Here is a 13,920-nt window from a genome sequence, read left to right as displayed (position 1 = left end):
TAACTCGCGAATAAACGAATGGCTATTCGTGGACGGTCGTTTTACAAGAAGAAATAGATCGCCAGCAAAATCACGATGATCGAGCCATAAAGCGTGAATATCGTCATCGAAGTGAAGACGTCCCACAAGGAATATTTCCCGCCTTGATATTGTCCGATGGGCATGGTGAAAGGAGCGACGGGCTTCGGTTCCTTGGAGTTTCCGATCACGTCGTCGTACACGCCGCGGAACTTGCGTTCCTGCTGCAGGAAGTAGGCATCGAGGAACCAAAAGATGACGGTGGGGAAGATCGCCAACAGTACGAAGTTCTTATTCTGCGTGTTGGCGAACGAGCCGAGCAGGGCGGTGGCGACCACCAACATCCAGCTTTTCATCTGGAAGGAATTCGATCCCATGCGGTCGATCACTTTCTGGATGAATTCCAAATGTTTGATCTCGTGGTCAGTGATTTTCTTTGCCATGACAGTTCCCTTTCTCTACCAGCGGATTTCCTTTTATTATACGTCAGCAACATTCAGTTTTGGTGTATCTCGTAAGAACTACTTTGAATTCACCTTCTGACCTGAAACCTGAAACCTGAAACCTGAAACCTGAAACCTGAAACCTACCACTTCTCCCAATGCACTACATCTTCGAACGAAATCCGTCCGCCCTTTTTCGGCGGCGCGGATAATTTCCCTTCATCGAGCGGATACCCGAACGACAGCGCGATCCGCAAATGCCATTCAGCAGGAAAGCCTAAAATGCCCCGCGCTTTTTCGGGCTCGTAGATCGAAGCCGGGACCGAGCCGACTCCCAACTCCCATGCCGCGAGCTGCATGAACGCCGCCGCCTGCCCGGCATCGAACATGATCTGAAACTTACCTCCGGGGTCGGGAGTCAAAATTGCAACCCCCAATGCTGCGCCTGCGAGATGCCCCGCCCATTCGCCGCAGGTCGATAATTCCTTCAAGATCGATTTATTTCGAATCGCAATGAACCGCCAGGCCTGATTATTCTTCGACGACTGCGACCTGCGCCCCGCGTTCAAGATCGCATGCGCCACATCATCAGGCAAAGGCTTATCCTGGAACTTTCGCACTGCCCGCTTCAATCGAATCGCATCAGCCACATTCATTTTCGCCTCACTTTCTGATCACTGTTCACTGATAACTGGCCACTGTCAACCCGCCAAAGTATACATTCCCCCGCCCATTCGTGCATGCTTTCACCTGTAAGAACCTCCTTAATCCTCTCATCTTTATCTAAAATAAACAACTTATAGTAATTCATGGCAAGTGACCAACTCTCACCCTCTTTCCTTTACAACATCAGGAACATTGTATGAGCGAATCGCCTGATTCCAAATTCGAGCGATTTAAGGGATGGATAACGCACGTCGCTTCGCGCTTGCGCCGGGGCATGCCTTTCGCCTCTGGAGTTTTTGCCGCCCTGTTGGCTTTTCTTCTCTATCATCTTGTCGTCGTCGCGCCGGATCAACTCAGCGCAGAGGATGTCGAAGAATCCGTTGCGATCGCGATGGCGTCCGCGACGCCTCCGCCTGCATATTCCGCGCAGGTCTATCAGATCATCCAGCCGTCGCTGGTGTTGATCGAGATCGAAGAAGCGCATCAGGATTCAGAATCAGATTTCGGCTTGGGGAGCGGCGTGGTCGTTGATTCGTTCGGCGATATCCTCACCAGCCTGCACGTCATCGAAGGCGCGACCCGCATCAACGTTACCTTTGCAGACGGGACCAAGTCCGAGGCGCAGGTCGTCGCTGAAATGCCCGAGCTCGATCTTGCCGTCATCCAGGCATTGGATACTCCGTTGACTGTGGTTCCTGCCGTGTTGGGGAACCCTGGGGCGATGCGGGTGGGGGATGAAGCCTTTGTCGTTGGGAATCCCTTTGGCTTGTACAGCTCGATGACATCGGGGGTCATTTCCGGTTTTAATCGCACGTTTCGCGTGCCGGATAGCAATCTTGAGATCCCCGGTATGATCCAGTTCGACGCAGCGGCAAACCCCGGCAATTCGGGCGGACCGCTGTTGAACCGGCAGGGTCACGTGATCGGCATCGTTACCGGGCTGATCAACCCCACGGAAGAAAACTTTTTTGTCGGCATCGGTTTCGCAGTACCCATCAACACCGCCCTCGGCGGGATGGGCTCGCCGCCGTACTGATTTGTCATGTCATTGCGAGAGCTGCTGGTCGAGTAGCGCGAAGCGCGTATCGAGACCCAGCCCGGGGCAATCTCACTGATTAAATAAAGATTGCTTCACTCGCTTGGTCTCGATACACTGCCTTCGGCAGCACTCGACCGGCGCTCGTTCGCAATGACGTTAATACACAAGGAGACTCTCGCATGGAACAAACAAACCGTGAAAATAAACTTCCCATGGAACGTGTATTGTATGAAGTGAAGAAGATCATCGTCGGGCAGGACCATTTGCTCGAACGGCTGATCGTGGCATTGCTTGCGCGCGGACACATCCTCGTGGAAGGCGTGCCCGGCTTGGCGAAAACGATGGCGATCAAAACGCTCGCGGATTCCATCGGCGGCGATTTCAAACGCATCCAATTCACGCCCGACCTTGTCCCCGCGGACCTGGTCGGCACGCGCATCTACAACCAGAAGACGGGCGAATTCAATACATCGCTTGGTCCTGTGTTCACGAATTTATTGCTTGCAGACGAGATCAACCGCGCGCCTGCCAAGGTGCAAAGCGCCCTGCTCGAGGTGATGCAGGAACGTCAGGTGACCATCGGACGTGAGACTTTCAAAGTGCCGAGTCCGTTTTTGGTGCTGGCGACCCAAAATCCCATCGAAACCGAAGGGACGTACGCCCTGCCCGAAGCGCAAGTGGACCGCTTCATGCTCAAAGTGTTGATCGGCTATCCAACCACGACCGAGGAATTCGTCATCGTCGAGCGCATGACCGGCGCTTTGCAGGGCGTGCAAAAAGTATTGAATACCGATGAGTTGCTGGAATTGCAAAAGAAAGCCGACCAGGTCTATGTCGACCCGTCGCTCATCGAATATGCCGTGAAAGTCGTGACCGCAACGCGCAGTCCGAAAATCGTGAGTCTGCCCGACATGGAACGATATATAACATTTGGAGCCAGCCCGCGCGCATCCATCAATCTCATCCTTACCGCAAAAGCGCTTGCCTTTGTGCGCGGACGGAATTACGTCCTGCCGCAGGATGTGGTGGACATGGCTCTCGATGTCATCCGTCACAGGTTGGTACTTTCGTACGAAGCGCTGTCAGATGAAGTGACGAGCGACGAAATCCTTTCCCAGATCCTCGACCGTGTTCCGATCCCCGTGGTGCCATTGAATGAACACTTCAACGTCCGCGCGAACTCCTGAGCGCATCCTGCACCGGCTCGACTGGCAGGTCATCCGCCGCCTCGACGGATATTTGCAGGGCGATTATCGCAGTCTGTTCCGCGGGTACGGCGTGGACTTTGCCGACTTGCGCGAGTACCAGCCGCAGGACGACATCCGCTACATCGACTGGAACGTCAGCGCGCGCATGGATGTGCCCTACGTCCGCGAATACATGGAAGACCGCGAGATCATCGCCTGGTTTTTGCTCGACCTGAGCCCCTCCGTTGATTTCGGCGCGCTCGATAACCAGAAGCGCAACGTCTTGATCGATTTCGTGGCTGTATTGTCGCGCCTGCTCACGCGGCACGGGAATCGCGTCGGGGCGATCATGTTCGGGAACGGCATCCAGCATCGGCTCCCGGCAAGAAGCGGGCGTTTGCACGTCCTGCGCCTCATCAACGATCTGCTCAAACAGCCGCATCTCAAGCGCGCGCCCATGACCGACCTGTCGGTTCTGATAAACGGCGGATTGCACGCCATCAAGAAACGTTCGCTCATCTTCGTCGTATCGGATTTCATCAGCGAGCCGGGCTGGGAACGTTCGCTGAGCCTGCTCAGCCGCCGCCATGAAGTGATCGCGATTCGGTTGTGGGATCCGCGCGAGACTCATCTGCCCGATGTCGGTCACGTGATTTTGGAGGACGCCGAAACCGGGGAGCAGATCTATGTCGACACGCAGGATAAGAAATTTCGCATGCGGTTCATGGAGGCGGCCCGCAAACGGGAGGCGGAGTTGGATGCCTCATTCAAACGCGCTGGCGTGGACGTGCTTCCGCTTTCGACCGAAGCGGATTTGATCCATGCGATCGCAAGTTTTGTGATGCTGCGGCGGCAGCGACGGAGATAACGAAGCCGTGTCTTTCATTTGGATCTCCATGCTCTGGTCGTTGATTCTGATTCCGCTGCTGGTCTTGCTGTACCTGCGGATGCAAAGGCGGCGGGCGCAGATCGCGCTTCGTTATGGAAGCCTGGGCTTGGTCCAACAGGCATCGGGCCGCGGCGTGGGTGTGAGGCGGCACATCCCCGCCATTTTGTTTTTGCTCGGTCTGACGGTTTTATTCATCGCCCTTGCGCGCCCGCAGATGGTGGTCGGTCTTCCAAAAGTTGAGGGGATCGTCGTTCTTGCCTTCGATATTTCCGGCAGCATGGCGGCGGAGGATTTCAAGCCAAACCGCCTCGAAGCGGCAAAAGCGGTTGCCATTGATTTCGTCTCGCGTCAGCCTTCCACGGTGCGGGTCGGTGTGGTGGCGTTCAGTGAGAGCGGATTATCGGTTCTCATCCCATCCGCAGACCAGAAGGCCATCGTCGAAGCGATAGAACGGTTAAGACCCCAGCGCGGCACATCGCTTGCAAACGGGATCGTTGCTTCTTTGAACACGATCGCGAATCTGACGGGTCAGGAACCCATAACGGGTTTCGAAGGCGCGGACGTTCCTGCTCCTCTCAACGCCAGCCCTGAAATGGTCGTGGATCAATCTGCGGCGATCGTGCTGCTCACCGACGGCGAGAATAACATGAACCCGAATCCGCTCCAAGCGGCATTGCTTGCCGCGGAACGGGGTGTGCGCATTCACACGATCGCAGTGGGAAGTCCTGAAGGCACCATGTTGACCGTCAACGGATTTACGGTCTTTACCCAGGTGGACGAAGAAGCCTTGAAGCAGATTTCCGAGATCACACAAGGAGCGTATTACAACGCACAGAACGAGGAAGATCTGCGCGAAGTGTATGAAAGCATCGAGCCGAAACTTAATGTCGAGCAGGAGGAAACGGAAGTCACGGCTGTGTTCGCGGGCGTGAGCGTTTTTGTTTTGCTGGTCGGCGGTCTGTTGTCGTTGTTGTGGTTTAGCCGTGTGCCGTGACGCCCTCATCCCCGGCCCTTCCCCCGCAGGAAAAGGGTTGGGGTGAGGGTTTGGCACTGGAGGTCCTGATGGAACTGCTCTGGTCACCAGTCTTATATCTTTTCGCGCTGATACCCATTTCGGTTCTCGCCTACGTCGTGATCCTGAGGCGGCGTAAACCGTTTTCAGTGCGGTATTCGAGCCTGTCGTTGATTCGCGCCGCTGCCCCCAGGCAATCCCAATGGAAGCGGCATCTGCCATTTGTCTTGTTCCTGCTGGCAATGTCAAGCCTGATCATGTCAATGGCGAGACCGGTCTCTGTTGTTACGCTTCCCGCATCGAACGCCACCATCATCCTCTCCATCGATGTTTCGCGAAGTATGTGTTCCACAGACATTTACCCGAACCGGCTGGAATCCGCGAAGGCTGCGGCATTGGAGTTCATCAAATCGCAGGATTCGGATACCCAGATCGGCATCGTTGTCTTTGCGGGTTTTGCCGTCATTGCCCAACCGCCCACAACCGACCGGAATTTGCTCGAAGCCACCATTCAAAACATCACCACAGCCCGGCGCACGGCGATCGGTGAAGGCATTCTCATGTCGCTTGAAGCGATCTCGGAATTCGATGATGACGTCCCTAGCCCCTATTCCGGCATGGAGATCATTCCATTACCCGAAGGTCAATACGTGCGAGCCATCGTCGTTTTGCTGACCGACGGCGTGGCGACCACCGGCATCGATCCGCTTCAAGCCGCGCAAATGGCTGCGGATCGCGGTGTGCGCGTCTATACCATCGGCTTCGGCACTGTCAATAACACTGCGCCGATGAATTGCAACCCCTTCGCTTCCTACTCCGACCCGTTCGATCCCTTCTTCGGCGGGGGAGGCGGTCAATTCCGCAGGGAGATCGATGAAGAGACTCTCAGACGCATCGCCTCCATGACGGGAGGTTCTTACCACCTCGCTGAAAGTTCTGCTGAATTGCAGCAGGTCTTCGACAGCCTGCCCACCCAGCTGTTTACCATTACCGAAACAACGGAGATAAGCGTCATCTTTGCGGCGATTGCGGCGATCCTAATCGTTCTCGCCGTATTGCTCTCGATGATCTGGAACCCCTTGCTGTAATTCTTATCAAGACCTGTCAGGCTTTTAACTGAAATCTGATGCGGGTATAATTCCAACGATGAATGAACATCTTGAGTTCAAACCTTTCGGTGTTACCGCATTTGCGCTTGCCGCAATCGGATGGGGCGGTTTGTATCTCGTTATTACGATGACCCTGCCTTTCGTATGGTCCCGTTGGGGGTTCTTCGCTCTTCTGCTCATGGCGCTTACGGGCACTGCGCTTCCTGTTGTTTATTATCTCCATCAGCGTTTTCCAACCGAACCGCCCGCTGAATCCAATGTCATCATCCGTCAGGCGACCTGGGTCGGGGTTTATGGTGCGACGCTTGCCTGGCTTCAACTCGGCCGGCTCGTCACACTTTACATCATCCTCGGCCTTGCAGGCGGATTGATCGCCGCCGAATATTTCATCCGCATCCGCGAGAAAGCCAGCCGCCGCCCGCCCGTGATCCACGATGACGACTCTTCGTAACCTGCCCTCCATCGAATCGTTGTTGCAAACCGAAATAACCGCGCATTTGATAACGCGATTCGGCCGTCCTTTGACTTTGGATGCGCTTCGCCAGACATTGGACGACATCCGCGCGCGCTTCAAACTGGACCCGGAAACCGCTCTGCCATCGAACGAATGGATTCTCACCCAAGCCGAATCGACCCTTGCCGGGTGGACGGCACAGACTCTTTTACCGGTCATCAACGCCACAGGCGTTATCCTCCATACCAATCTTGGTCGCGCGCCAATGAGCGAAGCGACCATCCGCGCGATGGATGCGGTCTCGCGCGGATATTCCAACCTGGAATTCGATCTGGAAACCGGCAAGCGCGGATCGCGTTTAACCCATGCCGAATCATTGTTGCGCAAACTCACCGGCGCCGAGTCTGCGCTGGTGGTCAATAATTGCGCCTCCGCTGTTTTATTGACCCTTTCCGCTCTGGCGAACAAAAAGCGCGTTGTCATCGCCCGCTCACAGCTCGTCGAAATCGGCGGCGGCTTTCGAGTGCCCGATGTGATGAAACAATCCGGCGCGAAACTCGTGGAAGTGGGGGCGACCAACAAGGTCCGGTTATCTGATTATCAAACCGAGTTGGAAGAGCCTGCCGCGCTCGTCCTGCGGGCACATCGTTCCAATTTCAGGATCGTCGGCTTTACAGACGAACCGGAGTTCGAAAAGATCGTCGAAGTTGCGCATAAAGCGGGGGTTCCCGTCGCTGACGATTTGGGTTCCGGGGCGTTATACGATACGGCGAAATATGGTTTTTCCCACGAACCGACCGTGCAAGAGTCTCTTCAAGCAGGCGCGGACCTGGTCATGTTTTCCGGTGATAAATTGCTGGGCGGCCCGCAATCGGGAATCATTCTTGGCAATAAGGATCTGCTCGAAAGGATCAAAAAACATCCGCTGGCGCGCGCTGTCCGGGCGGATAAATCCTGCCTTGCCGGTTTGTCTGCGACGTTGACGCATTATCTCAAGGACGAGGCGGAGCGGGAAATCCCCATCCTGAAGATGATGTCTTTGACGTTGAAACAGGTTCGAGGTCGGGCTGAGGCGTGGCGGGATGAGTTGGGTCAGGGTAATGTAATTGAAGGTCAATCCACAGTAGGCGGTGGTTCGCTACCGGATGAATCCATCCCGACCAATTTGCTTGAGTTGCAGGTCAATTCAGCTGATAAATTTTTACTTGCACTGAGAAAGAATAATCCGCCCATTGTTGCCCGCACGGAAAACGATAAAGTGCTTCTCGACCCCCGAACTGTTCTGCCGGAGCAGGAAGGCGCATTGTTGGTCGGGCTGAAGAATTTATTAAGAGCATGACGCGGGTTTCCTGATTTATCTGATACAACGATGCTCATCCAAATTCCCATTCGCGATCCGAAGAATCCACCGCCGCTAACATTTCCGAAACAATGCATCAATTGCGGCAGAACCGGTGAGGAAATGTTCGGATTGACTTTAAGTATGGGAGTTCAAAAAAGAAATCAGCCTGTGGAGATGAGTTTGAAGATTCCGATGTGCAAAACGTGTGCGGATAAGGAACGAAGCATCGCAAAGGTAACTTTGATCCCGTTTTTGATCGGCGGTTTTGTGATCGGCGTGTTCATTTTTGTGCCGGTGACGCTGATCGCTCCCGAAGGGACCACTCCGCAGACATTGAACTTACCCTTCGTGTTGGGCGGTTCTGCCGGATTGATCGCTGGCATGATTGGCGGGAGCGTGGTGGAGATGGTAGTCAAATCGTTGGCGGTGCCTTTTTATGGAAGGTTGGTCACCCGCCGCCCGCTGACGGCACTGGCGTTTTTCAGCAATTCCGACCAATTGATCGGCATCGCCGCTAAATATTTACGCGGGAAGAATCTTGTACAATTGGAGATCGAGAACGAAGAACTGGCGCGAGAATTTGTGCAAATCAACTCATTGGAGATGACATGAAATCAGATCTTGATACATTGATGCAGGCTAGAAACTTTGATGCCATGATCGTGCTTGGGAACGCCGAGCACAATCCGCCCATGTATTACCTGACCGGCGGAGGGCATATCAACAAGGCCGTCCTGATTAAGAAACAGGGCGAGGATCCCGTGTTTTTTTGCAACGCAATGGAGCGCGAAGAAGCCGAGAAGAGTGGATTAAATGTCATCCCTGTCCGCACAGGCGCGATGGAAGAACTCGCAAAACGCCCGAGGGAACTTCTGACCGAATACGGTTTAACCTCCGGACGTGTGGGGATGTTTGGTCATACCGATCTGGCAATGGCGCTTCATATCATCGAAAAAATCAAGGCGGCGGTGCCGGAGCTGGAATTGGTTGGCGAGAATCAGGATGATTCGATCTTCATGTATGCGATGGAATCGAAGGATGCGAAGGAAGTCGACCGAATTCGCAAGGTTGGCGACTTGACAGTGGAGGTGGTGGGCAGGGTGCGCGATTATCTTGTTAATTGCGCGGTGCGGGATGACGAAACATTGTTGAAGGAGGACGGTTCTCCGCTCTCTGTGGGAGATGTTCATTCCTTGATCCGCTTGTGGGTATCCGAGTTGGGTGGTGAATTGCCATCCGGCTTTATTTTCGCCATCGGACACGATGCCGGTGTGCCTCATTCTGCAGGCAATCCGGCCGATTTGATGCGCCTCGGTCAAACCATCGTGTTCGATATTTATCCGGCTGAGGCGGGAGGGGGCTACTACTATGACTTCACCCGCACATGGAGCCTTGGTTATGCCACGCCTGAGTCTCAAAAATTATTCGATGAAGTGCAGGAAGTCTACGAGAAGGTCGTCGAGAATATCGACTTGAACGCCGCATTCAAGGAGTATCAAAAACTCACCTGTGATGAATTTGGGAAGAACGGCCATAAGCACCAGATGAACACCGAAGGCGTTTTGACCGAGGGCTACGTCCATTCGCTTGGGCATGGCATCGGACTGAACATCCATGAACGGCCGTGGAGCAGGCACAATATGTCTGATGATAACCGCCTCAAACCGGGAACGGTTTTTACCATCGAACCCGGCCTGTATTATCCCGAGAAGGGGATGGGTGTGCGCATCGAGGACTCGTATTGGATGCGGCCCGATGGGTCGGTGGAGAAATTGGCTGAGTTTCCCTACGATTTCGTCCTGCCGATGAAGAAGTGGAATAAGAAATAAAAACCATGGCGATGGACGATAGACCGTCGAATATTGTCCACCGGCCATCTTCCGCAAATGATCCACCTCCTATCCCTCGCTCCGCGTCCATATCTTGAAAGCGACGCGGGCGACTTCCCCTTTATGGTTCCGGTGATTCGTTCGCTTTCGGAGATTCGTTTTAAATCGCCGGTTACCTTCTTTGTGGGAGAGAACGGCTCGGGCAAATCCACAGTATTGGAGGCGCTGGCATGCGCGATTGAATCTATCACGGTCGGGAGTGTGAGTGTAAAAACGGATAAGTCTCTTGCGCCCATCCGCAGGCTGGCGAATTACTTCAAACTGGCATGGACGAAGCGCACTCGAAAAGGCTTCTTCATGCGCGCTGAGGATTTTTTCGGCTATGCCCGATCCATGCGTGAGACGCGCGAAGAATTGGAAGAAGAATATAACAACGTGGAGCACGAGTACAAAGGCCGCTCCAAATATGCGGCAGATCTGGCGCGCTTGCCGTATGCAGGTCAACTGGTGGCGATGAAAAATCGTTATGGTAAGGATTTAGATAACTTTTCACACGGTGAAGCCTTCCTCGCCTTGTTTCAAGCACGTTTCGTTCCCGGTGGTTTGTACCTGCTGGATGAACCAGAGGCGGCGCTTTCGCCGTCACGGCAACTCAGTTTCCTGTCGGCGCTCAAACAGATGATCGAGGAGGAGGAGGCGCAGTTCATCATTGCCACGCATTCGCCGATCATCCTCGCCTTCCCTGGCGCGCAGATCCTTCTATTCCATGAAGGCGTGATCCGCGAAGTGAAATATGATCAACTGGAACATGTCAATTTGACGCGGGATTTCCTTGCGAATCCCGATGTGTTTTTAAGGTATTTGTAGGGATTTCATTGCGCAGCGCACATAAACCACTGAGAAAAAAGTAAGAATCTTTTGGTTGTTTGCGATATTTGTGGTAAAAAGAAAACAACGATGACCGAGTTCAAACCTGCCCGTATCCTTGCCATCGAAACCTCTTGTGATGAAACCGCCTGCGCCGTCATCGAGAACGGACGCGCATTACTCTCATCGGTTGTCGCTTCACAGATGGACATCCACGCGCGTTATGGCGGCGTATTCCCCGAGGTCGCGTCGCGCCAGCATGTCTTGAGCATCGTGCCTGTCGTGAACGACGCCCTGGCAAAGGCGCATCTCACACTTAACGATATAGATGCGGTCTCTGTCACGCAGGGACCCGGTCTCGCCGGTTCGCTTGTCGTCGGTGTCAACACTGCGAAGGGAATCTCACTTGCGCTCGATAAACCGCTTGTTGGTGTGAATCATCTCGAAGGGCATATCTACTCGGCGTGGGTCTACAAAGCAGACGATGAAATTCCGCCGGAACCGAAATTTCCGCTCATGGCATTGCTTGTTTCAGGCGGTCACACCGAACTTAATCTCATGACCGATCATTTGACTTATCAACGCCTCGGTTCGACACTGGATGACGCGGCGGGCGAAGCTTTCGATAAGGTCGCCCGTTTGTTGGATTTACCCTACCCGGGCGGACCATCCCTCCAGAAAGCGGCGGAGGAGGGCGACCCAAACCGCTTCAAGTTCCCCCGTGCCTGGCTCGATGGGACCTGGAACTTTTCCTTCAGCGGAGTGAAGACCTCAGTGTTGTATGAAGTGAAAGGCTTGAAGAGAGCCGGAAACGAATTGCCCGTTAACGATCTTGCGGCTTCGTTCCAAAAGGCCGTTGTGGATGTGCTGTTTAAAAAGACGATGGATGCGGCGCGTGAATTTGGCGCGAAGGAAATCCTTGTTGCGGGCGGAGTCTCCGCAAACCGTGCCCTGCGTGAAGCATTCAAAAGCCAGAGTGAGTTTCCCGTCCATATCCCGCCACTTTCGCTTTGCACCGACAACGCCGCAATGATCGGCGCGGCGGGCTATTTCAGATATTCGTTGGGGCATGTTTCGGAAATGGATATTGATGTTTATCCCACCTGGCCGCTGTCGACAATTGCTGCATCTTGACAGATGAATTGTTCCGCATATAATCGCCTTAATATTCAACCGGCAATGAAGAGGACGAGTAAGCTTTGTACGACGAATACAGAGAGAAGGCAGAAAGCGGTGAAAGCCTGTCCGAAACGACAAAGCTGAATGGATCTCCGAGCCGCGGGATGGAACGGGTAACCACCCAAGTATGTCCCGCCGGGATACTCCCGTTATAGAGCTAGGGCATAACCGGTTTGCTGGCGTGCCCGAATGAGTGAGGCTGGTTTTTTCCTGTTGCTTCATGACAGGTAATTTGTTTAATCTTCGCTTACCAGCCTAAGTTGGGTGGCACCACGGATTAACGTCCGTCCCATATATGGGACGGACGTTTTTGATTCCACCCCACCGTGCATGCAAACCGAGAAAGGAGATTCATGAAGTTAATAATTGAACCTGTCTTCTAGGAGAAATGTTAAACAAATGTCGTGAGAGATTGTCCTGGTCCATTGTGACACAAGATGATATCTCGCCTCAATGATTATTCACAAGGAGATATCCCATGTCCGATCAGACTCGTTTTATTCTGAACGAATCCGACCTTCCGAAATATTATTACAACATCCAGGCAGATTCCCCGATCCCCCCCAACCCGGTCCTGCATCCCGGTACGCTTCAACCTGTAACTCCCGATTTTCTCTCGGTCCTTTTCCCCATGGAATTGATCATGCAGGAGATTTCCACCGAGCGCCATATCGAAATCCCGGAAGAGGTGCGCGAAATCTATAAGCTCTATCGTCCTACCCCCTTGTTGCGTGCCCGACGTTTGGAAAAAGCCCTTGGCACACCTGCGCATATCTATTACAAGAATGAAGGCGTGTCCCCTGCAGGAAGTCATAAGCCCAATACTGCCATCCCGCAAGCATATTACAACAAAGCAGCCGGGACAAAGGCATTAACGACGGAAACCGGAGCGGGACAGTGGGGTTCCGCACTCTCAATGGCATGTAAATTCTTCAACCTCGACCTTGAGGTTTATATGGTCAAGGTTTCTTACAAACAAAAACCCTACCGTCGCAATCTCATGGAATCCTTCGGGGCAAAAGTCTTTGCAAGCCCCACCGACCAGACGAATTACGGACGTTCGATCCTTGCCGAAGATTCAGAGAATCCCGGCTCGCTGGGGATTGCGATTTCCGAGGCGGTGGAAGCCGCGGCAACATCAAACGGGCAAAAGAAATACAGCCTTGGCTCGGTTTTGAATCATGTTTTAATTCACCAAAGCATCATAGGTGAAGAGGCGCTGAAGCAGATGGATATGGCGGATGAATATCCGGATGTTGTGATTGGTTGTGTAGGCGGCGGCTCGAATTTTGCGGGCATTGCTTATCCCTTCCTGCGCGAGAACCTGAAGAATGGACGAAAGACCCGCCTCTTGGCCGTTGAACCGACAGCTGCTCCTTCCTTGACACGCGGCGAATTTACCTTTGATTACGGAGATACCGCGAAGATGGCGCCCATCGTAAAAATGCATACGTTGGGACACGATTTTGTTCCGCCCGGCATCCACGCGGGAGGGCTGCGCTATCATGGCATAGCGCCGAGCATCAGCGCATTCTACGATGCAGGCTATATCGAAGCGGTAGCGGTCAAACAGCGCGCCACTTTCGAAGCCGCAATCCAATTCGCGCAAACAGAAGGAATCGTCCCTGCTCCTGAATCGGCTCACGCGATTCGTGCGACGATTGACGAAGCCCTTGATGCCAAAGCCAAAGGTGAAAAGCGCGTCATCCTTTTCAACCTCTCTGGTCATGGGAACTTCGATATGGCTGCGTACGAATCCTATCTGGTCGGTAAGTTAGAGGATTATGAATATCCCGCCGAGGCGGTGGCGAAATCCATGGAAAAACTGCCGCAGGTGACTCTTCCCGCTTGAGATTCGGCGTGTCGCTTAATCGAACGATGCGCGA

At 53.7% G+C, this 13,920-nt stretch carries 14 protein-coding genes and 1 other annotated feature; of the genes, 12 read left to right on the top strand and 2 right to left on the bottom strand.

Features of this window, described 5'->3' with window-relative positions; translation table 11 throughout:
- Positions 1-41: 41 nt before the first annotated feature.
- Positions 42-461 (bottom strand): hypothetical protein, encoded by a 420-nt coding sequence (locus HS100_20905; GenBank protein MBE7436388.1) that lies wholly within the window; start codon positions 459-461, stop codon positions 42-44.
- 143 nt (positions 462-604) lie between these two features.
- Positions 605-1,117 carry a nitroreductase family protein gene (locus HS100_20900; protein MBE7436387.1) on the bottom strand — a complete coding sequence of 171 codons (513 nt, stop codon included), beginning with the start codon at positions 1,115-1,117 and terminating at the stop codon, positions 605-607.
- Between the two features lie 206 nt (positions 1,118-1,323).
- Between HS100_20900 and HS100_20895 the strand changes: the two genes are divergently transcribed.
- From HS100_20895 to HS100_20840, 12 genes are all read left to right on the top strand, one after another.
- A complete protein-coding gene (locus HS100_20895) occupies positions 1,324-2,163 on the top strand; it encodes a trypsin-like peptidase domain-containing protein (protein MBE7436386.1) in 840 nt (279 codons plus the stop codon).
- Positions 2,164-2,378: 215 nt separating this feature from the next.
- Positions 2,379-3,353 carry a MoxR family ATPase gene (locus HS100_20890; protein ID MBE7436385.1) on the top strand — a complete coding sequence of 325 codons (975 nt, stop codon included), beginning with the start codon at positions 2,379-2,381 and terminating at the stop codon, positions 3,351-3,353.
- Positions 3,322-4,221 (top strand): DUF58 domain-containing protein, encoded by a 900-nt coding sequence (locus HS100_20885; GenBank protein ID MBE7436384.1) that lies wholly within the window; start codon positions 3,322-3,324, stop codon positions 4,219-4,221. The genes HS100_20890 and HS100_20885 overlap by 32 nt, the downstream gene beginning before the upstream one ends.
- Before the next feature lie 7 nt (positions 4,222-4,228).
- Positions 4,229-5,236, top strand: coding sequence for a VWA domain-containing protein (locus tag HS100_20880; protein ID MBE7436383.1), 1,008 nt, complete (start codon positions 4,229-4,231; stop codon positions 5,234-5,236).
- A gap of 68 nt (positions 5,237-5,304) precedes the next feature.
- Entirely contained in the window at positions 5,305-6,342 is a 1,038-nt protein-coding gene (locus tag HS100_20875; GenBank protein ID MBE7436382.1) for a VWA domain-containing protein, read from the top strand.
- Between the two features lie 58 nt (positions 6,343-6,400).
- On the top strand, positions 6,401-6,814 hold the full coding sequence (locus HS100_20870; GenBank protein MBE7436381.1) for a hypothetical protein: 414 nt from the start codon (positions 6,401-6,403) through the stop codon (positions 6,812-6,814).
- Complete coding sequence (locus tag HS100_20865) at positions 6,798-8,156, top strand: L-seryl-tRNA(Sec) selenium transferase (GenBank protein MBE7436380.1); 1,359 nt, start codon at positions 6,798-6,800, stop codon at positions 8,154-8,156. Before HS100_20870 ends, HS100_20865 begins: the two co-directional genes overlap by 17 nt.
- A gap of 195 nt (positions 8,157-8,351) precedes the next feature.
- Positions 8,352-8,771, top strand: a complete 420-nt coding sequence (locus HS100_20860) for a hypothetical protein (GenBank protein MBE7436379.1) — start codon at positions 8,352-8,354, stop codon at positions 8,769-8,771.
- Positions 8,768-9,988, top strand: a complete 1,221-nt coding sequence (locus tag HS100_20855; protein ID MBE7436378.1) for an aminopeptidase P family protein — start codon at positions 8,768-8,770, stop codon at positions 9,986-9,988. The genes HS100_20860 and HS100_20855 overlap by 4 nt, the downstream gene beginning before the upstream one ends.
- 57 nt (positions 9,989-10,045) lie before the next feature.
- A complete protein-coding gene (locus HS100_20850; GenBank protein ID MBE7436377.1) occupies positions 10,046-10,855 on the top strand; it encodes an AAA family ATPase in 810 nt (269 codons plus the stop codon).
- A 90-nt stretch (positions 10,856-10,945) separates the two neighbouring features.
- Complete coding sequence (gene tsaD, locus HS100_20845) at positions 10,946-11,989, top strand: tRNA (adenosine(37)-N6)-threonylcarbamoyltransferase complex transferase subunit TsaD (protein MBE7436376.1); 1,044 nt, start codon at positions 10,946-10,948, stop codon at positions 11,987-11,989.
- A 36-nt stretch (positions 11,990-12,025) separates the two neighbouring features.
- Positions 12,026-12,329: a binding site (T-box leader), on the top strand.
- A gap of 183 nt (positions 12,330-12,512) precedes the next feature.
- Positions 12,513-13,886, top strand: coding sequence for a TrpB-like pyridoxal phosphate-dependent enzyme (locus tag HS100_20840; protein MBE7436375.1), 1,374 nt, complete (start codon positions 12,513-12,515; stop codon positions 13,884-13,886).
- The last annotated feature ends 34 nt before the right edge of the window (positions 13,887-13,920 follow it).

The organism is Anaerolineales bacterium, from assembly GCA_015075725.1.
Lineage (GTDB): Bacteria > Chloroflexota > Anaerolineae > Anaerolineales > Villigracilaceae > Villigracilis.
The sequence above is the reverse complement of the archived record's forward strand: the minus strand, read 5'-3'. Positions and strand labels throughout refer to the sequence as shown.

Coding starts and splice junctions, on each gene's coding strand:
- HS100_20905 (MBE7436388.1), bottom strand. CDS start 461: ATGGCAAAGAAAATCACTGACCACGAGATCAAACATTTGGAATTCATC.
- HS100_20900 (MBE7436387.1), bottom strand. CDS start 1,117: ATGAATGTGGCTGATGCGATTCGATTGAAGCGGGCAGTGCGAAAGTTC.
- HS100_20895 (MBE7436386.1), top strand. CDS start 1,324: ATGAGCGAATCGCCTGATTCCAAATTCGAGCGATTTAAGGGATGGATA.
- HS100_20890 (MBE7436385.1), top strand. CDS start 2,379: ATGGAACGTGTATTGTATGAAGTGAAGAAGATCATCGTCGGGCAGGAC.
- HS100_20885 (MBE7436384.1), top strand. CDS start 3,322: ATGAACACTTCAACGTCCGCGCGAACTCCTGAGCGCATCCTGCACCGG.
- HS100_20875 (MBE7436382.1), top strand. CDS start 5,305: ATGGAACTGCTCTGGTCACCAGTCTTATATCTTTTCGCGCTGATACCC.
- HS100_20870 (MBE7436381.1), top strand. CDS start 6,401: ATGAATGAACATCTTGAGTTCAAACCTTTCGGTGTTACCGCATTTGCG.
- HS100_20865 (MBE7436380.1), top strand. CDS start 6,798: ATGACGACTCTTCGTAACCTGCCCTCCATCGAATCGTTGTTGCAAACC.
- HS100_20860 (MBE7436379.1), top strand. CDS start 8,352: ATGTGCAAAACGTGTGCGGATAAGGAACGAAGCATCGCAAAGGTAACT.
- HS100_20855 (MBE7436378.1), top strand. CDS start 8,768: ATGAAATCAGATCTTGATACATTGATGCAGGCTAGAAACTTTGATGCC.
- HS100_20850 (MBE7436377.1), top strand. CDS start 10,046: ATGATCCACCTCCTATCCCTCGCTCCGCGTCCATATCTTGAAAGCGAC.
- tsaD (MBE7436376.1), top strand. CDS start 10,946: ATGACCGAGTTCAAACCTGCCCGTATCCTTGCCATCGAAACCTCTTGT.
- HS100_20840 (MBE7436375.1), top strand. CDS start 12,513: ATGTCCGATCAGACTCGTTTTATTCTGAACGAATCCGACCTTCCGAAA.